General features: G+C 37.2%; 13 protein-coding genes, 2 tRNA genes and 1 rRNA gene. 10 read left to right on the top strand and 6 right to left on the bottom strand.

Annotation, left to right across the window (positions count from 1 at the left end):
- Nucleotides 1-212: 212 nt before the first annotated feature.
- The 3 genes from K5X82_10800 to queG all read right to left on the bottom strand — a co-directional run bounded on the left by K5X82_10800 (nt 213) and on the right by queG (nt 3,334).
- Nucleotides 213-1,391: a 3-deoxy-D-manno-octulosonic acid transferase gene (locus K5X82_10800; GenBank protein ID QZT35788.1), complete on the bottom strand. Its 1,179-nt coding sequence runs from the start codon at nt 1,389-1,391 to the stop codon at nt 213-215.
- 88 nt (nt 1,392-1,479) lie between these two features.
- Nucleotides 1,480-1,935, bottom strand: a complete 456-nt coding sequence (rnhA, locus tag K5X82_10795) for a ribonuclease HI (GenBank protein QZT39119.1) — start codon at nt 1,933-1,935, stop codon at nt 1,480-1,482.
- 436 nt (nt 1,936-2,371) lie between these two features.
- The gene (gene queG / locus K5X82_10790) at nt 2,372-3,334 is read right to left on the bottom strand and encodes a tRNA epoxyqueuosine(34) reductase QueG (GenBank protein QZT35787.1); all 963 of its coding nucleotides are present in this window, start codon (nt 3,332-3,334) and stop codon (nt 2,372-2,374) included.
- Nucleotides 3,335-3,455: 121 nt separating this feature from the next.
- Here queG and K5X82_10785 point away from each other — a divergent pair, with 121 nt between their 5' ends.
- The 3 genes from K5X82_10785 (at nt 3,456) to prfB (ending at nt 6,920) form a co-directional block, all read left to right on the top strand.
- Nucleotides 3,456-4,919: a glycosyltransferase family 39 protein gene (locus K5X82_10785; protein QZT35786.1), complete on the top strand. Its 1,464-nt coding sequence runs from the start codon at nt 3,456-3,458 to the stop codon at nt 4,917-4,919.
- Between the two features lie 145 nt (nt 4,920-5,064).
- Nucleotides 5,065-5,688 (top strand): hypothetical protein, encoded by a 624-nt coding sequence (locus K5X82_10780; protein ID QZT35785.1) that lies wholly within the window; start codon nt 5,065-5,067, stop codon nt 5,686-5,688.
- Between the two features lie 136 nt (nt 5,689-5,824).
- Nucleotides 5,825-6,920, top strand: a protein-coding gene (gene prfB, locus K5X82_10775) for a peptide chain release factor 2 (GenBank protein QZT35784.1) whose coding sequence is annotated in 2 segments (ribosomal slippage) — nt 5,825-5,887 and nt 5,889-6,920 — 1,095 coding nt in all. Because the reading frame shifts where the segments join, the coding sequence is not laid out codon by codon here.
- 31 nt (nt 6,921-6,951) lie between these two features.
- Here prfB and K5X82_10770 read toward each other — a convergent pair.
- Nucleotides 6,952-7,587: an HAD-IA family hydrolase gene (locus tag K5X82_10770; GenBank protein ID QZT35783.1), complete on the bottom strand. Its 636-nt coding sequence runs from the start codon at nt 7,585-7,587 to the stop codon at nt 6,952-6,954.
- Nucleotides 7,588-7,917: 330 nt separating this feature from the next.
- Between K5X82_10770 and ppk1 the strand changes: the two genes are divergently transcribed.
- Both ppk1 and K5X82_10760 read left to right on the top strand, forming a co-directional pair.
- Entirely contained in the window at nt 7,918-9,966 is a 2,049-nt protein-coding gene (gene ppk1 / locus K5X82_10765) for a polyphosphate kinase 1 (GenBank protein QZT35782.1), read from the top strand.
- On the top strand, nt 9,966-10,304 hold the full coding sequence (locus K5X82_10760) for a hypothetical protein (GenBank protein ID QZT35781.1): 339 nt from the start codon (nt 9,966-9,968) through the stop codon (nt 10,302-10,304). The genes ppk1 and K5X82_10760 overlap by 1 nt, the downstream gene beginning before the upstream one ends.
- Here the strand turns inward: K5X82_10760 and K5X82_10755 are convergent.
- Both K5X82_10755 and K5X82_10750 read right to left on the bottom strand, forming a co-directional pair.
- Nucleotides 10,293-10,823, bottom strand: coding sequence for a hypothetical protein (locus tag K5X82_10755; protein QZT35780.1), 531 nt, complete (start codon nt 10,821-10,823; stop codon nt 10,293-10,295). The genes K5X82_10760 and K5X82_10755 overlap by 12 nt on opposite strands.
- Before the next feature lie 69 nt (nt 10,824-10,892).
- Nucleotides 10,893-12,512, bottom strand: coding sequence for an ATP-binding cassette domain-containing protein (locus K5X82_10750; GenBank protein QZT35779.1), 1,620 nt, complete (start codon nt 12,510-12,512; stop codon nt 10,893-10,895).
- A gap of 278 nt (nt 12,513-12,790) precedes the next feature.
- Between K5X82_10750 and K5X82_10745 the strand changes: the two genes are divergently transcribed.
- The 5 genes from K5X82_10745 to K5X82_10725 all read left to right on the top strand — a co-directional run bounded on the left by K5X82_10745 (nt 12,791) and on the right by K5X82_10725 (nt 20,844).
- Nucleotides 12,791-13,435, top strand: a complete 645-nt coding sequence (locus K5X82_10745) for a TetR/AcrR family transcriptional regulator (protein QZT35778.1) — start codon at nt 12,791-12,793, stop codon at nt 13,433-13,435.
- Complete coding sequence (locus tag K5X82_10740) at nt 13,425-17,723, top strand: acyl-CoA dehydratase activase-related protein (GenBank protein QZT35777.1); 4,299 nt, start codon at nt 13,425-13,427, stop codon at nt 17,721-17,723. Before K5X82_10745 ends, K5X82_10740 begins: the two co-directional genes overlap by 11 nt.
- Nucleotides 17,724-19,002: 1,279 nt before the next feature.
- Nucleotides 19,003-20,526 (top strand): 16S ribosomal RNA (locus tag K5X82_10735).
- Between the two features lie 139 nt (nt 20,527-20,665).
- Nucleotides 20,666-20,739: transfer RNA gene (locus K5X82_10730), tRNA-Ile, on the top strand.
- A 31-nt stretch (nt 20,740-20,770) separates the two neighbouring features.
- Nucleotides 20,771-20,844 (top strand) — tRNA-Ala (locus K5X82_10725).
- The last annotated feature ends 12 nt before the right edge of the window (nt 20,845-20,856 follow it).

Raw genomic sequence — 20,856 nt, 5'->3', positions numbered from 1 at the left:
AAAAATACAATTGAGAGTAAACTTTTGTTCTAAATATTTTTAAAAGTTATCAACGTAAAAGAGTTAACTTATTGCTGGTCAGTCGTTTTGATTATTGAAAAAAATAAAAAGTTTACAAAAGATGAAATTTTTGACAAAAAACAGTAGAAAATATTTTGACTTTGAAGTATATTATTTTAACTTATAAAAGCTATTGTAATAAGTGAAATAAACTATGATGTTTCTTCTAAAATAATATCAGTAGCACCTGTGTTTTTTGTTACATATTCTTTGCAAATAGTTGAAGCTGACCGTAATGTGCTGTCAGATTTTAATAGACTATTGAGTCTACTCTCTACTTCTAGTTTATTATGTATATCAAATGCTCCTTTTAGCTGTATTAGATCTATGGCTTCTTTAAATTTTGAATGTTTAGGGCCAAAAAGTATTGGTGCTCCAAATGTTGCTGCCTCTAAAATATTATGGATGCTTTTACCAAAACCTCCTCCAACATAGGCAATGTCAGCATATTTGTACAAACTAGTTAGGTACCCATAACCGTCTGCAATAATAATGTCGTAGTTGGTAGGGTCTGAATCTTTAAGGTTGCTAAAAAGAATACTGCTTTTAGTTAATTTGTTTTTTAAGGCTATCGTATGCGATTCACTAACTTCATGTGGTGCAATGATCCACTTAATGTTTTTTGATGCATTGATATAATCCACAAGTAATGCTTCATCTTCTGGCCATGTACTTCCGCAAACAATCAGTTTATAGTTCTGTTTGAAAGAACTTATTTTTGATAATTCGCTGGCTGACAGGGCAATGTCATTTACTCGATCAAAGCGTGTATCACCTAAAACTTTACAGTTTGTGATATGAATGGATTCAAGAAGTTCCTTCGACTTCTCATTTTGAAGGTATAGGAAGGTGAAGTTGTTTAATATATTAGCATACCATTTACCATAAGGTTTAAAAAATATTTGTGAAGGACGAAATATTCCTGAAACCAAATAGGTGTCAATAGACCTTTGATGAAGTTCGTTTAAGAAATAATACCAAAACTCATATTTAATGAAATATGCTTTTTGAATATTTATAGATGATAAAAGTCTCTGTGCATTCTTTTTTGTGTCTAATGGAAGATAAAGAACCAAATCTGCTAGTTCATAATTCTTTCGAACCTCATAACCAGATGGAGAAAAAAAAGTGACAAGGATTTTCTTGTTGGGATCTTTGGCTTTGATTCTTTCAATTAAAGGCCTGCCTTGTTCGAACTCTCCTAGTGAGGCACAGTGGAACCATATGTAACTGCCATTTGAATCAACCTGTTCACTAAGTTTACTCCAGACCTCTTTTCTACCTTTAATCCATTTCTCTGCTTTCTTGTTCGATAGTGAAACAATTTTCACTATAAGATAATAAAGGTAAATGCTTATATTATAAAAGAATCTCATTACGTGTATTAATCTTATGATCTTACTAATTTATCTGCATTGATTACTGTACAGAACTTTCATACCCCTGATCAATTAAGAGGTTATTTCCTAGTGCTGCATCAACTGCTAGCCGGTCACAGTTCTCATTCTCGATGTTGTTTGAATGACCTTTAATCCAAACCATTCTTACATTATGTTTTGAATAGAGTGGTAAGAATCTCATCCAAAGATCTGCATTCTTCTTATCTTTAAATCGTTTTTTAAGCCATCCAAAAACCCACTTTTTCTCAACAGAGTCAACAACATATTTTGAATCAGAGTAGACTACTACATTCAAACCGTCTCTTTTTAAGACTTCCAACCCGACAATCACAGCAAGAAGCTCCATTCTATTATTAGTCGTTTTTCGAAAACCTTCTGATATCTCTTTACGATGATTTTTATACATGAGTATTGTCCCATATCCTCCAGGACCTGGGTTTCCTCTCGATGCCCCATCTGTGTATATTATTACCACCTCATTTTGATTCATATTCAATATATATAGTAGGCAACGACATCTGTTTTTACCTTTTGTTATGTGGGCAAATTTAATACAATGAGGATAAATATAATAGGTTTTCTTCCTCCATTCTAAAATGTTGTCCGTTTTTTACTGATATTTTGTTGTATAACAAGACAAATCATAAGGGATAGCCTCTAACTTGAGCTGAGGGGTAATACAAATCCTGTTTAAAATTTATGAGCCATTTTCGTAATTCTTTTTTAATTAGTTTTAGTCAAAGACCTTAGTAGCTTCCTCTGCCGTAATTATGTTAAAACTAAATGTCGAGTAGTTTAGACTTCTTCATCTTTGTATTTGACAAACTTAGTTTGATCTAAACTTAACATAATGATGAAATCGATATTTTAACCATCGGTGTTATCGACAATGAACCTTAATTTTATGAATATCAATCACATATTTTATTTTCATCCGAAAGCCAATTGATATTTCGTCTTATTTGTTTGAGTCCAGCCCTCATAATTGGACTTGATTTATATCTCCTTTTGAACTCCCCATTGGTCAAATTTTCCCAGTAGTCATTAGTGTAACATTCATCACCAATAAGAGGTTTAAATGCTTCTATTTTGGTTGGTGTTGCATTTTTAATATTCCAAGGGCAGATGTCTTGGCATATATCACAACCATAAAGCCTATTGTTTAGTTTACCTTTTATGGACTCTGGAATTTCAGCGCTTCGATACTCTATTGTCGCATATGACAGACATTTTCGTGCATCTACTTTTTGTGGTTCATAAATGGCTTTTGTTGGGCATACATCTATACATCGAGTGCATTTTCCACAATAGTTTTTAGATTGACTATCATCGTATTTTAATGTGTGGTTAAGGAGTATTTCTCCAATAAAGAAAAATGATCCGTGTTCTTTGGAGATAACATTCCCATTCTTACCTATCCAACCTAATCCCGACTCTACTGCCCATGCTCTATCTAAGACTGGTGCTGAATCGACAAACACTCGTCCTTTTGCCTCTGGAATTAGTTGTTGAATGAAGAGTAAAAGGTCATTTAGCATGTCTTTCATAATGTAATGGTAATCTTTTCCATATGCATATTTTGAAATGACCCACTTATTATCACTTTCTTGATCTATGGATGGGTAGTAGTTCAATAATACAGAGATGATGGTTTTTGTCCCATCTTCGAGAAGAGAGGGGTTTACTCTTTTTTCTAAGTTGTTTGCCATATATGACATCTCACCATGGCGATGTTCTTTTAGCCAATTGATCAGTCTAGGCTCATGTTCGTTAAGGTGTTTAGATTGCGAAAATCCGCATGCAAGGAACCCCAACTCTATTGCTTTATTTCGGATCTTATGTGTGGTTTCTTCTATGGTTAAATGGTATTCCATTGGACGTAACAACTTGTGTTGATTAAAAATGCGAATGTAAATAAAATTAATTACCCTATATTGAGTTGAACCTAGATCATATGAAATTGTTTAATGAATAAACAATCAATCCCTAAGTTCAATGAAGAAAGCTACGATTTTATGGTGGACTATGTCCCTTGTTACATTTGTTATTCTGATCACTTTCCCGTTAGAGTTACATTTTGATGAAGCACAGTATTGGAGTTGGTCAAATAAATTGCAATGGTCTTACTATTCCAAACCTCCTCTAATTGCATTTTTGAATTATCTATCAAATGCCATACTAGGGCAGTCTGAAATATCTATCCGTATGTGGTCATGGATTTTTGGTAACCTAACGGCTCTTGTATTCTACTCATGGGTTAAGTATATAACAAAAGATAGTGAACAAGCCTTTAGGGCACTAGGTATATATTATCTATTTCCACATTATTGGTATACCGTACTATTTTTCACAACAGATGTGATTCTTCTGTTTTTCTACATGCTTTTTATTCTAGTATTAACCAAGATCTATTTCAAAGACCGTTTGAGAGACTGGTTTTTATTAGGTGTTATATTCTCTTTGGGATTGTTGTCAAAGTATGCAATGATTATTGCATTGCTACCAACCATCTATGTGGTGTTTAGAAAGAAACTTAGTTGGCTACACTTCTTTATTTTCCTAGGAATAACACTCATTGGCAGCTTCCCAATTGTTGGTTGGGCGGCAACCCATGACTATGTCTCTTTTAAACACCTGTTTCATCTATCCGTCTCAGTACATAATGATTTTAGCCTGGTTCACTCCTTCCGTAATATGTTTGAATTTCTAGGTGGTCAATTCCTTTTACTTGGGGGCTTTGTCTTTGTTTTCGTGTTTTCTGGTATTAAAAGACAATTTGAGAGTAAGAGTATCACTAGCCAATTGGTTTTAATTCCATACCTCATGACTATATTGGTATTTGTAGTGATGTCTTTTACTCGTAAGAATGCTTCTCATATTAACTGGACACTATTTGTCGTTTGTCCTATGCCTTATATCCTATTTTTAGGTGTAGAGAAGTTGAAAAATAAAGGAGGATTCTATATGTTATCCATTTTATCTATACTACTCTACTTCTTTATCTTTGATGGTATTTATCAAGGACGACAGGCAATTATTGCTAGAGTGGTGCCGATCGAAGATGTCACAAAGCGTTTAGTTGGATGGGAGGCTCTTTCAAATACATTGGAGAGTGAAGTTGATAAAAAAAATAAAACGGTGATAATTTGTGAACATTATGGAATTGCTTCAGAATTAATGTTCTACAGTGGAGATAGATTCGAGCTGATATACTTTAATCGATACAATCGAATGAATCAGTACGATCTATGGTTTTCATCTGTATATGAGAAATATAAAGATTGGGATGCAATTATTGTGAGTAGACACCCTGATATAGAAAGCTATCGTGGGTGTTTTAAAGTTCAGGATACGACAAAGACCTTTGTCTGGTCTAATGAAAATTACTCTGGTGAAATGTTTTATCTACATAGAGTCAAGGGTATTAAAAATTTGTCTAATGAAAATGTCGGGTTTTAGCGATAAAGATGTTTTTGTCTGCTTTTTTAAAGTAAATGTGTAATTATTTGTTGAATTGAGATACTTATAGGTATGGGAATTGATAAAATACACCCTATTCGATATTTAGAATTGGGATTATAAAGGAGTAAAAAAACGTATTTCTATGTTAGCAAGAACTAGTTACAACATTGATTCATTAATTGAAAGCGCCAACGTTATTTTGGTTCGACTTCAAGAAAGAAGGTCTTTAGGACGATTTCAACGATTTGAATTAGGAGATGGACGTATTAAGGAGCTATCAACCTTAGTCGGAAAAATTGAGCAGACGGATCAGGTGATGAAGTCTTTTATGTTTAAAGAGAAACCACAAACAGAAAAGATATTGACTTCAAGATGCAATGAGTTGAATCAGATCTATCAGAAGATTTGTTCTACACTTTCCAAGTGTGAATCGAAATGCGAATTCATGAAGATGCTTACATTTGACAATACTTGGAGTCATATTTATCCTTATTGGATATCCTCTATAGGAAAATTACTATCTTCTTACCACTCTATTGTTGATGTAAAAGAGGTATTTCATATAAATGGAGTAGACGGTGTAATTGTAGATCAACTTGAAGATAAATTTGATCAAGTTGTTCATTATAGAAGATCTATGATTGACGAGATGGGGGTGAATGAAGCCGAATTTCAGAAGTTTGATAAGATGATTCTTAAACTAGTGAAATTAATTGTTGATTTTGGAGAAGAAGAGAATCTTAAGTTTAGATCACAACGAGCATAAAATAATCAAGACATAAAAAGCATCAAGTTAATTGATGCTTTTTTTATGTCTTGGTTTTAAGATTTGATTCAACAATAGTGGTTTTATGATTGGACTTATCTAACTTTGCGAAAGAATTAAACTTAATATTCATATCATGGTTATAAAAGATCAGATAAAAGCCTTAAGTGGTCGTCGTGATGCGTTAAGGAGGTATCTTTGACATCGATCACCGATTGATGCAATTAGAAGAAGAAGAGTTGAAAACTCAAGATCCTAGTTTTTGGGAAGATTCAAAGAGAGCGGAACAACAAATGAAGTTGATTCGTGGGATCAAGCAATGGACTGAAGCATTTGCAAGTATCGATAGACTTCAAGATGACCTAGATGTGTTATTTGAGTTTCATGAAGCTGGTGATGCAACAGAAGAAGAGGTGCAAGAACAATACAATACAACGATAGTCGCAATCGAATCTCTCGAGGTAAAGAATATGTTACGTCGAGAAGAGGATAAGTTTGGAGCGGTATTGAAGATTAATGCTGGCGCTGGCGGTACAGAAGCCAATGATTGGGCTGAAATGCTGATGAGGATGTATATTCGCTATGCTGAGAAGAGTGGGTATAAAGTAAGAGAAGCTTCTTATGTGCCTGGTGAAGATACAGGTGTGAAGAGTGTAACTCTTGAGATCGAAGGTGATTTTGCTTATGGTTACCTTAAGAGTGAGAATGGAGTTCATCGACTAGTTCGAATTTCACCATTCAATGCACAAGGTAAAAGGCAGACATCATTTACATCTGTTTTTGTATCTCCATTAGTGGATGATACTATCGAGATTGAAGTTAACCCAGGTGAAATAACATGGGAGACTTTTCGATCTGGTGGTGCTGGTGGACAAAATGTAAACAAAGTGGAGACAGGAGTTCGACTACGACATGCACCAACTGGGATTACCATTGAAAATACAGAGTCTCGTTCACAGCTTCAGAATAAAGAGAACGCTATGCGTTTGTTGAAATCTCAGTTGTATGAGATGGAGATCCGTAAAAGGCGTGAAAAAGAGTTAGAACTTGAAAGCAACAAGAAAGCGATCGAATGGGGATCACAAATTAGATCCTATGTGATGCAACCATATAAAATGGTGAAAGACGTTCGTACTAGTCATGAGACTGGAAACGTCCAAGCTGTGTTAGATGGCGATATCGATGGATTTGTGAAAGCTTACCTGATGGAGTTTTCTGGAAAACAAGAATAAGATTGTCAGAGATGTGGGGGGACCAATTGGATCACTCTGCATCTTTTAAAAGTAGATATTCAAACAGCTCAACAGGGCTGTCAACGATGACTTCAGGATTAATTGTTTGAAGAAGACGTTTGCTATTAAACCCCCAGCTGACTGCAATAAATGGAATATTGGCTTCATTACAGGCTTTTCCATCTCTATGCTCATCACCAACATACAGAATCTCTTTAGAGTCGAGGTTATATTTCTTAATCGTCTTTTTTATAGAACCCTTTTTTGCAAAGATAGAAACATCATAGCAGGTGTATTGAAATATATCCATACCATACTCCTTTAGTAGCTCTGAGACAGTATATTCGCTATTGCTAGTGATGATACCAAGCTCGTAGAAATTACTAAGCTCTTTCAGTAGCTCTGGAATACCTTCAAACGGTTGAACATTATGGATCTTTTCTCTAAATAACTTTTTTGCATCGGAGATAAAGAAAGGCATCTGAAACCATGAAATTTTAAGAACCTTAGAAAAGAATTCACTCGCGGTCATATCCCGAAATTGGTCCCAACTTTCATGCATCTTGAATCGATATTTAATCGCGAGTTGATTACTACAATCTTCAAATGCTTTTTGAGTATTGAATAAGGTCCCGTCAAAATCAAATAGAATGACTTTTTTATTCATGTATTTGAGCGTAATGTTTAAGTGGTATCTGTTTTTAATTAACCAGAGACTGATTCATTATTATGTTCTAGAGAACAGGATAATGGGTCAATCTCTACTACAAGATACCTTTATTTATAATAAGGTCGGATTATATTTACATTTTTTATAATTAGGCTGTTTTTAATGAATAAATGTTAACTGGGTCTCTCCAATACTTTTATAACATGAATTCAGATTCATCCATTGATGTTTTTTTTGCTATCTTGAAAATTCCAATGAAGATAGTATAGGTGTGAGTACTTCTTGGGGGATTTTTTTATAAAAATATTTGCTCTAAATATCTTGAAGATGGATTTATTAAGGCGATATAATAATAGGGAATTAAGTTGGTTGTCCTTTAATGGACGTGTATTGCAGGAAGCAGATGATCCGTCTGTTCCCTTATTGGAGAGGTTACGTTTTCTTGGAATCTTTTCAAACAACCTAGATGAGTTTTTTAGTGTTAGAGTAGCCTCTGTTAAACGGATGGTAAAACATGGTGTCTACACCCCTGAAGGAACTGATTTTTTCTCTCCAGAAGAGCTTCTAGAACAGATAATGGATACTGTTAACGAGCAGCAACTTTATTTTAAGAATATCTATGAGAGCCTTCAAAAAGAGATGAGTCAACAAGGCATTAAAGTTGTTAACGAATGCCAGTTGTCAGAAGTCCAAGGTGAGTTTGTGAAACAGTACTTTTATAAGACGGTACTTCCCTCTTTAGTCCCTATAATGTTGAATCAACTTTCCCAATTTCCGGAGCTGAGTGATGGGGCAATATATCTTGCAGTGGTCTTAGAGAATAAAAAGGTGGAACCTTATTATGCACTAGTGAGAATTCCTTCTGATGCTGTACCTCGTTTTATAGAGCTTCCTTCGGAAGATGGTTCATGTAATATTATCATTCTAGATGATGTAATTCGATTTTGTTTAGAAGATCTATTCCACATATTTAGTTACGAGAAAGCAACTGCTTATAGCATTAAGGTTACTCGTGATGCTGAAATTGATTTGGATGATGATATCTCTACAACTTTGATACAAAAGATGGAGGAGAGCCTTAAGAAAAGAAAGAAGGCTAGCCCTGTTCGAATTATTTATGATCGTGAGATGTCAAGAGACCTATTTCGTTTTATAATCCGAATGATGAAGATCGATATTGAGAACATTGTTCCTGGTGGGAGATACCACAACCGTGGTGATTTTATGTCTTTCCCCCAAGTGGGAAACCATAGTGACTACTATCAACCGATTATCCCATTAGAACATCCTGTCTTAAAGAAGAAAAGGAGTGTGATTAAGGCGATAAAAAAACGAGACATCATTCTGCATTATCCATATCAAAGTTTCAATCATCTTATCGACTTTCTTAGAGAGGTAGCCATTGATCCTAAAGTAATTCATATTGGGGTTACTATTTATAGGGTAGCCAAAGATTCGAAAGTGATAAATGCGCTTATTAATGCTGCCCAAAATGGAAAGAATGTGACTGTTTTAATGGAGCTACAGGCTCGTTTTGATGAAAAGGCAAATATCTATTGGTCTAATGTTTTACAAGAGGCAGGAGTACATGTTATTAGTGGGGTGTCTGGATTAAAAGTCCACTCTAAGCTTTTATGGGTTCAAAGAAAAGAAAATGGAGAATATGTAAATTATGGTTATGTGGGTACTGGTAACCATAATGAATCTACTGCACGAATCTATTCTGATATCGGATTATTTACTTCCAATAGTGTAATAACTTCAGATTTAGAGAACCTATTCCGCTTCTTTAAGCACAATTATATGCATTATAGCTATAAAGCGTTGGTTGTATCCCCATTTTATCTAAGAGATTGCTTAAATGAAAAAATTGACAGAGAAATTCTGAATGCTAAAAATGGATTAAATTCTCGTATTATTCTAAAGATGAATAGTTTGGTGGATAGGCGTGTTGTTGATAAACTCTATGAGGCAAGCTGTTTAGGAGTTAAGATTGATTTGATTATTCGAGGAATATGTGTGTTAGTCCCGGGAGTCAAAGGAATGAGTGAAAATATTCGTACGGTAAGTATCGTGGATAAATTTCTTGAGCATTCAAGAATATGGTTCTTTGAGAATAGTGGAGATCATGAAATGTTTATTACTTCTGCAGACTTAATGCCTCGTAATCTTGATCGAAGAGTCGAGGTCGCTTGTCCTATTTATGATCCAGTATTAAAGCAGGAGCTTATGGATTATCTTCATATACAGCTTAATGATAATGTAAAAGCAAGAGAGAATGGACGCGGCTATCGTAATATCTATATCAACAAAGGAGAAGAGATTGTTCGGAGTCAAGATAAGTTATATGAATATTTACAAACAAGAAATATATAATGAAAATTTATCATAACCCAAGGTGTAAGAAATCGAGAGAGGGTCTAGCTTATTTGTCATCAAAGTGTGATGACTTCGAGATCGTAGAGTATCTAAAAACGGGATTAACGATTGAACTACTTCGCGACTTATGGAGTCGATATGATGGAGATATCATGGACTTGGTTCGTACACAGGAGAAATTCTACAAAGAGAACCTTAAAGGGAAAGTATTCTCTTCTGAAGCTTGGTTGGAACAGATGGTACAAGAACCGAAATTACTTCAGCGTCCTTTGGTGGATAATGGAACTATAGTCGTTTTGGCTAACCCACCACAGAATATAGATCTACTTTTCTAGATCATTTAGTACACTTCTTCGTAGATATTCCCAGTCGGTATAGTTTTCCGATGTAGTCAATGATGTTGGTCCTTTCATTATGGTCATCAACATCTGCATCAACCTTTTCTCAATGAAGTTGTATTTATTGTAATTAAGTTCTCCTGCGATCAGCGTAAGTGATTGTGGGTACCATCCAATTTTATCCCACATCTTCTTAACTTGCTTATTCGTTTCAAGTGTGTTACGCCCCTCTTTTCTTGATACTAGATCAATAGAGATAACAGAGACGTGATGTGTTGGTGAGATATGCGAGAATTGCTTTAAGAACTGTAGCATACTTCTAGAATAACTGCCATACTTTATCGGAGTTACAATGAATATATGCTGGTATGTAAAAAAAACCATATGGGCAGCATCTTCGACATCACAAACATCTATTTTAGTGTTCGTGTGCTTTATTGTGTCTGCAATAAAGTTCGCTACCTTTTCAGAAAATCCATAATTGGTTTGGAAGACAATAAGCGTATTCTTATTCATATTCGTTTGGCAAAGAAGTTAGATAAATAGAGTTGCTCATATTGAACAACTCTATCTATTTTTATATCACTATTCTCCAGAGTACATCTTCTCGCGTAGTGCTTGAATCTTACTGTCAACAATGTAATCGTCATAATCCATTAACTTGTCGATAATACCGTTAGGTGTAATCTCGATAATGCGGTTACATACTGTCTGAATAAATTCGTGGTCATGTGATGACATCAAAACAATACCTGGGAAAGAAATCAACCCGTTGTTAAACGCTTGAATTGACTCAAGGTCCAAGTGGTTTGTTGGGTTATCAAGAACCACAACATTTGGATTACCCATCATAAGTTTAGAAAGCATACATCTCACTTTCTCTCCTCCTGATAGCACTTTTACTTTCTTCTCAATATCGTCTCCTGTGAACAACATCTTGCCTAAGAAACCTCTAATGAAAGAATCCTCAGTGTTGTCAGTGTAATCTGACAACCAATCAAATACGATGTTATCATTATCAAAGAACTTAGTGTTGTCAAGTGGTAAATAACCTTTAGTTGTTGTTACACCCCATTCAACATCTCCGCTCTCTGCTTCTGCTTCGTTATTGATAATATCAAAGAATGCAGTCATCGCACGTGAATCTCTTGATAAGAACACGACTTTCTCCCCTTTTTCAATGGTGAATGACATATCTTTAAAAAGAAGGTCACCGTCAACATGCTTTGTCAACCCATTAACTGAAAGAATATTATTACCAACTTCTCTTTCAGGTTGGAAAATAATACCAGGATAGCGACGCGTAGATGGATCAATATCTTCGATATTAAGCTTCTCGATCATCTTCTTACGGCTCGTTGTCTGTTTAGACTTTGCCACATTGGCTGAAAATCTAGAGATAAACTCTTGAAGCTCTTTTTTCTTCTCTTCCATCTTCTTGTTCTGCTGTGCTTGTTGCTTAGCAGCAAGTTGACTTGAATGGTACCAGAAAGAGTAGTTACCTCCGTATGATTTAACTTTACCGAAGTCAATGTCTACAATATTAGTACATACACTATCCAAGAAGTGACGGTCGTGAGATACTAAGATTACTGTGTTCTCAAAGTTCGCAAGAAAGTTCTCTAACCAACCAACAGTCTCAAGGTCAAGATCATTGGTAGGCTCATCTAGTAGAAGGTTGTCTGGATTACCAAATAATGCCTGTGCTAGAAGTACACGGACCTTCATTTTAGGGTCCATATCTTGCATAAGCTTTTGATGACTATCTTCTTTGATACCTAGCCCGCTAAGTAACGCAGCAGCATCACTTTCAGCATTCCATCCGTCCATCTCAGCAAAACGGTCTTCAAGCTCTGCTGCTTTCATACCATCCGCTTCACTGAAATCTTCTTTCATATATAAAGCATCCTTCTCTGACATGACATCCCACATCTCTTTGTGGCCTATCATAACAGTATTAAGAACAGTATATTGGTCAAACTCGTGGTGATCCTGCTTAAGTACAGAAAGACGCTCTCCTGGTTCTAACGAGACATGTCCTTTTGTTGAATCTAGATCTCCTGAAAGTAGCTTAAGAAATGTTGATTTTCCTGCACCGTTTGCTCCAATTACGCCGTAGCAGTTTCCTGGTAGAAACTTTAAGTTTACATCTTGAAAAAGAGGCTTCTTTCCAAATTGTATGGATAAATCCGAAACTGTTATCATTTTCTATCTAATGGTATATGTAGTTTACATTTTTGAATTTGCAAAGCTAGAAAAAATATTACAACCTATATAGTTTTGTAGGTTAATATTTCATTTTCAGAGGGTTCTTGTCATCTCATAGAGTCCAATTTATGCTTTAGATATTCCTCTATTTATTGACACTTATTGTTAAATAAACGTTGTTTTGTAATGTGAGGAGTCTTGTTTATTGAAAAAAATATGAATATTATGTCTTAAAAATATACTTTTGACGTATATGTCAAACAGGAGTGTTTGTTATGGAACTAGATAAAAATATTGAGGATGAAATTTTAATTGCTGCTGAACGTGTTTTTATAAACAACGGCTTTAAGTCTGCAACAATGAATATGATAGCCAAAGAGGTGGGGATATCTAGAACTTCCTTGAACTATTATTTCAGAACGAAAGATCGTCTCTATAGCCGGCTTCTTGATGGAATGATAAACAAATTTGTTCCTAGGTTAGGCTCCGTTTTTATCGGAAGCAATAATATCTACGAGATTATTGATCATTGGGTGGAAGAGTATACCAAAATGCTTATTGAACGCCCTGAATATCCTTTCTTCATTATTACGGAGGTGGAGAGAAACCATCGTAATATCGCAACTGTCTTAAGAGAAAGATTTATCGAATTTAATGTACTAGGTAGACTCCAAGAGGTTACCGAAATGCAGTTCGGAAAGGATAGAGTTAAAGAGTTCGATTTGGCCAGCTTTGTTATCGATGCGCTTGGAGTTATTCTAACTCCTGTAATATTTTCACCTACGGTACTACTAATATTAAATGATAAAGAGATTACGATTGAAGAGTATTTGGTCTCTAATATGGAACGAAATAAAATTCTAATAAGGGAGATGTTTAACTATTTTTTGAATGAAAAGGAGGGGCATAATGCAAATTAACAAGCCAGTTAAGATGGGTGTTGATATGGGGTCAACAACAATTAAAGCGGTATGTGTAGATGATCAAAATGAGATTATCTTTTCGAGTTATCGTAGGCACCATATTGGGATTCATGAGGCCTTAGTTAGTTTATTAGCAGAAGTTAATGAGTCTTTGCAAAATCCAACGGTATCGTTAGTCATCACAGGTTCTGTAGGAATGGGGTTGTCCGAAGATTGTGATATCCCATTTTTACAGGAGGTTGTTTCTGCTTCCGAGGTGATAAAGCATAAATTCCCATCAGTATCTACCCTCTTTGATATGGGGGGTGAAGATGCAAAATTGATTGTCTTCGAGAACAATAAAGCACCCATTATGCGTATGAATGGTAGCTGTGCTGGGGGTACCGGTGCTTTTATTGATCAAATGGCAGTGTTGCTAGGAGTGACGGTAGATGAGCTAAACGACATGGCTTTTCGATATAAAAAAAGATTTCCGATCTCTTCTCGTTGTGGTGTGTTTGCAAAAACTGATATCCAGAACTTGCTTAGTAAGAAGGTTGCAAAAGAGGATATTGCTGCATCAATATTCTTTGCCCTAGCAAACCAAACAGTAACAACGTTGGTAAGAGGATTGGATTTGAAACCTCAAATGCTACTCTGTGGTGGACCTTTCTCTTTTATCCCTTTTCTTCGTAAAGCGCTAATCGAAACTTTGCGTGTGAACGAAGAGGATGTGATTGTTCCTGATTTTTCATCATTAATCCCAGCTCTAGGCTGTGCATTAGTGAATGATGTGGAAAGAAAAGAGATTATAATAAGTGATTTGATCACTCTTGTAGAGGAGAGAACTGCAAATATCAATCAAGAGGTCTCTGATTTACCTCCATTATTTAAAAATGACGAACAGTTTGAGAAATGGAAAAAAGAGAAACAAGCTAACTTTGTTCAGACAAACAAGTTTGAAACGCTTCCTTCACAGAACTGTTTCATCGGAGTCGACTCAGGATCTACGACAACAAAGATTGTCCTTATTGACGAGAATGAGAAACTCCTATTTCGCTACTACCAAAAGAATAATGGCGATCCTTTAAACGCACTCCACATTGGATTAAAGAAATGTGCAGAGGAAGTCGTGAAAGCTGGAATCGATATTGCGATAAAAGGTTCTTGTGTTACAGGATATGGTGAAGACCTGATACGTAAGGCGTATAAATTTGATTTTGGTATTGTTGAAACCATTGCCCACTACATGGGAGCAATGAAATACAACCCGAATGTCTCATTTATTCTTGATATTGGCGGACAAGACATGAAAGCAATCTTCGTGGATAAAGGGGCGATTACTAGACTCGAAGTAAACGAAGCTTGTTCTTCTGGCTGTGGCTCTTTCATTGAAGGGTTTGCATCATCCATGAACTACGCCCCTAGTGAATTTGCATCACTAGCTTGTCAATCCAACAATCCTTGCGATCTTGGAACAAGATGTACTGTGTTTATGAACTCGAAAGTGAAACAATCACTTCGTGCAAAAGCACAACCTGGGGATATCGCCGCAGGATTATCCTATTCTGTCATTAAGAATATGCTTTTTAAGGTGTTGAAACTGAAAAATGTAGATGACCTTGGTCAACATATTTCAGTCCAAGGTGGTACCTTTAAGAATCTATCTGTGGTGAAAGCCATGGAGGATTTAGTGGAAAAGCCTGTGACATTTACAGACATGCCAGAGTTGATGGGTGCACTTGGTGCTGCATTATATGCTGCACAAAATGCTCGTAAGACTACCGAAAAAGAACAACGAGGTGTTGCTTTCTTAGAGCATAAGCCTGAGTATAAAACCAAAGATCTTCATTGTAAAGGATGTGAGAACCTGTGTGAAGTACAGCAATATCAATTCGATAACAAAGAGAAGTTCTATTCTGGTAATAAATGTGAGAAAATTTTCACAAACAGTGGTGTGAAAGTGGAATATGGACAGAATGCAAGCGAGTTTAGATACAACGAAGTATTTAAACAAGCAGACCAAGCTGTCTCCAACAATGACGCACCAAAAATTGGTATCCCTCGAGTATTAAACATGTTTGAGAACTTTCCATTTTGGAATACTTTCTTCACTCAATTAGGTTTCGAGGTTACTCTATCGGATCCATCAAAGATGTCCGATTATGAGAAAGTGACATCGACCATTATGTCAGATAATATCTGTTTTCCTGCAAAACTAGTACATAGTCATGTGCAGGACCTGATAGATAAAAAGGTCGATCGACTTTTCTTCCCTTATGTAATTTATGAGCAAAAAGACTCTGAAAAAACGACCAATAGCTTTAACTGTCCTGTAGTATCTGGATATTCTGATGTTATAAAAAGTGTCTTTGGAGATAAGATAGAGGTCGATGCTCCACCTATCTCTTTTAAAGATGAGAAGCTTTTGGTTAATGCTCTATCTGAATATATCGACTCTTTAGGGCAAGTTTCTGTATCTAAATCAGAGATCCGTAAGGCTATCGTAAAAGCCAATGGAGCGCAACATGATTTTAGGCAGAAGTTAAAGGATGAGAACGTCAGGATTTATGATAATGCAAAACAAGAAGACCGAATGGTCGTGCTTCTTGTTGGGCGTCCTTATCACCATGATCCATTAATTCAACACACCATCTCTAAATGTATTACAGGATATGGTGTCGATGTGGTGACTGAAGATATCGTTCGTTTCGAAGATTCTCATTACGATGACAACCAAGAGATGGTACTGCAATGGGCATATGTGAACAACATTATAAAAGCAGCACATTGGGCTAAACGACAAGGACAGAAAGTTCAAGTCATTCAACTATCTTCTTTCGGTTGTGGTCCTGATGCTTTTATTATTGATGAGTTGCAAGAGATCCTAAAAAGCGGGGACAAGAACTTGACGTTGTTGAAACTAGATGATGTTACAAATATTGGCTCATTGAACCTTCGTGTAAGATCTTTGATTGAAAGTATCAAATTGAAGTCTGCCGATGACGACAAAGTTAACATCACTCCAGTGGAGAAACTGAAGAGTTTCGAAAAAGAGGATCAAAAGAGAAAGCTATTACTACCTTACTTCTCTCCTTTCTATTCCCCTTTCTTTCCTGAGCTTTTTGCTTTAGCAGGTTACGAGGTGGATAGTCTGCCTCCTAGCGATAAAGTTTCTCAAGAGTTAGGACTTAAGTATGCGAATAATGAGGTCTGTTTTCCTGCTACTGTAATCGTTGGCGACATCATAAAAGCAGTGCAATCTGGTGATTACGACCTGAGTCAAGTGGCTTTCGTAATGACACAGACCGGTGGTCAATGTCGTGCGACAAACTACTTAGGACTAATTAAAAAAGCATTGCGTAGTGCTGGTTACCTCGATGTACCATTGGTATCATTGACAAGCGACGAGGTGATTGGACATGAGCAGCCAGGTTTCGAATTCGAAATGAAGAAGTATACAGGAGTAATTCTAAATACGATGTTGTTTGCCGACTCTCTGGCCAAGCTATACTATAGTGCAGCTCCAAGGGAGACGAAAAAAGGCATATGCCTTGAATTACGTGAGAAATATATACAGATATGGAAAAGCAAGCTTACTACGGCCAAAACTTCAGATGCAACGGAGCTCCTGAAACAAGCCTCATCTGAGTTTGCATCTGTTGTCGAACTTAATAAAGATGTACCATCCATAGGAGTTGTTGGTGAAATATATGTGAAGTATAACGACCAAAACAACTTTCACGTTGTACAATGGATGGTCGACCATGGTGTGGAGGTTGTTGTTCCTCCAGTATTAGATTTCATGACACAATACTTTGTGAACAAGAAATTCAATGAGAATAACCACCTTGAAACGAAATCAAGTCTTTGGAATAGACTATTTACAAATGGAGTCAATCACCTGCTGAACAATCGAATTAAGAAGTTTAACAAGGCGTGTGATGCTTTTCCTTACTTTATTCCGTTTACTGACATCCACCAAGAAGGTGTTGAGGCTTCAAAGATGGTAAGTTTGGCCGCACAGTTTGGTGAAGGTTGGCTTATCCCTGCTGAATACTCTTTTTTCGCGAAGACCAAAGTAAATCATGTGGTGAGTCTGCAACCTTTCGGTTGTATAGCAAACCATATTATATCTAAGGGTATTGAAAACCGAGTAATGAAACTATACCCAGATATGAACCTTCTATTCTTAGATCTAGATGGTGGGGTTTCTCAAGCCAACATGTTTAATCGTCTTCACTTTCTTGTAAAGAATGCGAAAGACCACTGTCTCTCTTTAGATAGAGAAGCGTGTAGGCTATAGTTATTGATGAATTTCAGATAATGTCTAAGAGATTTAATAAAGGATCGATAAACAAGTAGCAAGGGTGCAAGTCCTTGTTATATAAAATTTTGATAGATCTTTTCTCGATGTCGGCTCCACCTAGAGTCTCTCTTTAAGTGAATATGACATCGGTATATTTTTACCAACAAGACCTAGGGATACCTGTTATCTCTAGGTTTTTTTATGGATCTAGACAGAGTTGAATTTACACTACCTTGATCTCTATTTTCCACCATAAAATTTCAGCATACATATATACTCTCGTCTCTTCTTTGCCTTGTCGTGGGATGTAAGTTGTCTTTCCCTACAATAAAAAAAACGTTATTTTCCACCTTCTCTCCATCGATTCCCTACCTAACTATGCCTTAAAAGCTACCAACCTCGGACTTAATCCACCCCTAATCCGTCTTTAACCCGTCCTTAATACGCCCTTTGTCCGTGATTCGTCCATCATTGATCCATGGTTCAGCCATCCAAACCCCCGAAATCGATGGACAAACCATGGACGAATCATGGCTAAACCATGGACGAATCATGGACGAATCATGGACGAATCATGGCTAAACCATGGACAAAGGGCGTATTAAGGACGTATTAAGGATATATTAGGGTCGGGTTAAGTCAGGGGAAGATCCGAGGTTGGTAGCTTTTAGTCCATAGTCAAATGTCTGTGTGGTCTCTATTTTATTTAAATATATTGTTGTGAAATCTTTCTTTAGTTTATTTTATTGTCCAATATGAACTGCTTTATTGGGCTTTGGTCAGAATTTATGTAGAGGTTTTATATCAATTCTCATTAGTAACATGGGTCGATGATGTCGGATGAATAACGTTTAATGATGAATAGAATAATAAAATGGTATTTTTCTGTGCTATATAACATGTTTTAGACTAACCCTATAGCGTTATTGTTTGGATTGTATTGAAATATATTATTCGTATTTTATTTGGAAGTATGGGATAAAAAGCCCTTTCTTTGCAACGCTTTCGAGAAAAACGATAGCGAGTTCTTAGACGGTTTTGAAGAGTGTTTTTTAAGTCTCAATTAAGTTGAGAAATTATTTAAGAAAACATTTGGAGTTTAAAGATAAAATCGTTTATCTTTGCAACCGCAAAAACATCGGCGCAACGGCGACGATGGATGAATAAGATACAAAGTTCTTTGAAGATTTTTTTTGATAATGACAAGTACAAAAAAGCAACCGTCAATCTAATAGATTTTTGAGTTTTTGTTGAGCTAAATTAATTAACTTTTTATACAACGAAGAGTTTGATCCTGGCTCAGGATGAACGCTAGCGGGAGGCCTAACACATGCAAGTCGAGGGGTAACGGAAGTAGCTTGCTACTAGACGACGACCGGCGCACGGGTGAGTAACGCGTATGTAATCTGCCTTGTACAGGGGAATAGCCCAGAGAAATTTGGATTAATGCCCCATAGTATTGCCGAGTCGCATGACTTGGTGATTAAAGCTCCGGCGGTACAAGATGAACATGCGTGACATTAGCTAGTTGGTAAGGTAACGGCTTACCAAGGCTACGATGTCTAGGGGTTCTGAGAGGATGATCCCCCACACTGGTACTGAGACACGGACCAGACTCCTACGGGAGGCAGCAGTGAGGAATATTGGTCAATGGACGCAAGTCTGAACCAGCCATCCCGCGTGAAGGATGACTGCCCTATGGGTTGTAAACTTCTTTTATATGCAAATAAACCTACTTTCGTGAAAGTAGCTGAAGGTAGCATATGAATAAACACCGGCTAACTCCGTGCCAGCAGCCGCGGTAATACGGAGGGTGTAAGCGTTATCCGGATTTATTGGGTTTAAAGGGTACGTAGGCGGTAATATAAGTCAGTGGTGAAATCCTGCAGCTCAACTGTAGAACTGCCATTGAAACTGTATTACTTGAGTATACTTGAGGTAGGCGGAATGAGTAGTGTAGCGGTGAAATGCTTAGATATTACTCAGAACACCGATTGCGAAGGCAGCTTACTAAGGTATAACTGACGCTGATGTACGAAAGCGTGGGGAGCGAACAGGATTAGATACCCTGGTAGTCCACGCCGTAAACGATGATTACTCGCTGTTGGCGATACACAGTCAGTGGCTAAGCGAAAGTTTTAAGTAATCCACCTGGGGAGTACGATCGCAAGATTGAAACTCAAAGGAATTGACGGGGGCCCGCACAAGCGGAGGAACATGTGGTTTAATTCGATGATACGCGAGGAACCTTACCTGGGCTTAAATGTACGGCGATCGGTCTAGAGATAGACTTTTCTTCGGACGACGTACAAGGTGCTGCATGGTTGTCGTCAGCTCGTGCCGTGAGGTGTCGGGTTAAGTCCCATAACGAGCGCAACCCCTATCTTTAGTTGCTAACAGGTTAAGCTGAGGACTCTAGAGAGACTGCCACCGTAAGGTGAGAGGAAGGTGGGGATGACGTCAAATCAGCACGGCCCTTATGTCCAGGGCTACACACGTGTTACAATGGTCAGTACAAAGGGCAGCTACCTGGCGACAGGATGCTAATCTCTAAAACTGGTCTCAGTTCGGATCGGAGTCTGCAACTCGACTCCGTGAAGCTGGATTCGCTAGTAATCGCGCATCAGCCATGGCGCGGTGAATACGTTCCCGGGCCTTGTACACACCGCCCGTCAAACCATGGAAGCTGGGGGTGCCTGAAGTCTGTTACCGAAAGGAGCGGCCTAGGGTAAAACTAGTGACTGGGGTTAAGTCGTAACAAGGTAGCCGTACCGGAAGGTGTGGCTGGAACACCTCCTTTCTGGAGCCGACAAGAACGGTTAAAGAAAATCGACGAGATTAGGTTGTTTTTTCTTGTCATATCAAAAAACCTTATATACCCACATAACCAAAGTGGATAGCGTTAGGCTGAAAAACTAAGGTGGTTATGTTTTAGACATAGTCCCGTAGCTCAGCTGGTTAGAGCGCTACACTGATAATGTAGAGGTCCCCAGTTCAAGTCTGGGCGGGACTACAATCGTAATATTATTTATACGAGGTTATTTGGGGGATTAGCTCAGCTGGCTAGAGCGCCTGCCTTGCACGCAGGAGGTCATCGGTTCGACTCCGATATTCTCCACACATTTATATT

Source organism: Prolixibacteraceae bacterium, assembly GCA_019856515.1.
Lineage (GTDB): Bacteria > Bacteroidota > Bacteroidia > Bacteroidales > Prolixibacteraceae > Halosquirtibacter > Halosquirtibacter xylanolyticus.
The sequence above is the reverse complement of the archived record's forward strand: the minus strand, read 5'-3'. Positions and strand labels throughout refer to the sequence as shown.

What these genes read in the sequence shown, in the direction of transcription:
- queG (QZT35787.1), bottom strand. Translation starts at nt 3,334, where the DNA reads ATGGAATACCATTTAACCATAGAAGAAACCACACATAAGATCCGAAAT.
- K5X82_10785 (QZT35786.1), top strand. Translation starts at nt 3,456, where the DNA reads ATGAAGAAAGCTACGATTTTATGGTGGACTATGTCCCTTGTTACATTT.
- K5X82_10755 (QZT35780.1), bottom strand. Translation starts at nt 10,823, where the DNA reads ATGAATAAGAATACGCTTATTGTCTTCCAAACCAATTATGGATTTTCT.
- K5X82_10770 (QZT35783.1), bottom strand. Translation starts at nt 7,587, where the DNA reads ATGAATAAAAAAGTCATTCTATTTGATTTTGACGGGACCTTATTCAAT.
- ppk1 (QZT35782.1), top strand. Translation starts at nt 7,918, where the DNA reads ATGGATTTATTAAGGCGATATAATAATAGGGAATTAAGTTGGTTGTCC.
- K5X82_10750 (QZT35779.1), bottom strand. Translation starts at nt 12,512, where the DNA reads ATGATAACAGTTTCGGATTTATCCATACAATTTGGAAAGAAGCCTCTT.
- K5X82_10760 (QZT35781.1), top strand. Translation starts at nt 9,966, where the DNA reads ATGAAAATTTATCATAACCCAAGGTGTAAGAAATCGAGAGAGGGTCTA.
- K5X82_10745 (QZT35778.1), top strand. Translation starts at nt 12,791, where the DNA reads ATGGAACTAGATAAAAATATTGAGGATGAAATTTTAATTGCTGCTGAA.
- K5X82_10780 (QZT35785.1), top strand. Translation starts at nt 5,065, where the DNA reads ATGTTAGCAAGAACTAGTTACAACATTGATTCATTAATTGAAAGCGCC.
- K5X82_10740 (QZT35777.1), top strand. Translation starts at nt 13,425, where the DNA reads ATGCAAATTAACAAGCCAGTTAAGATGGGTGTTGATATGGGGTCAACA.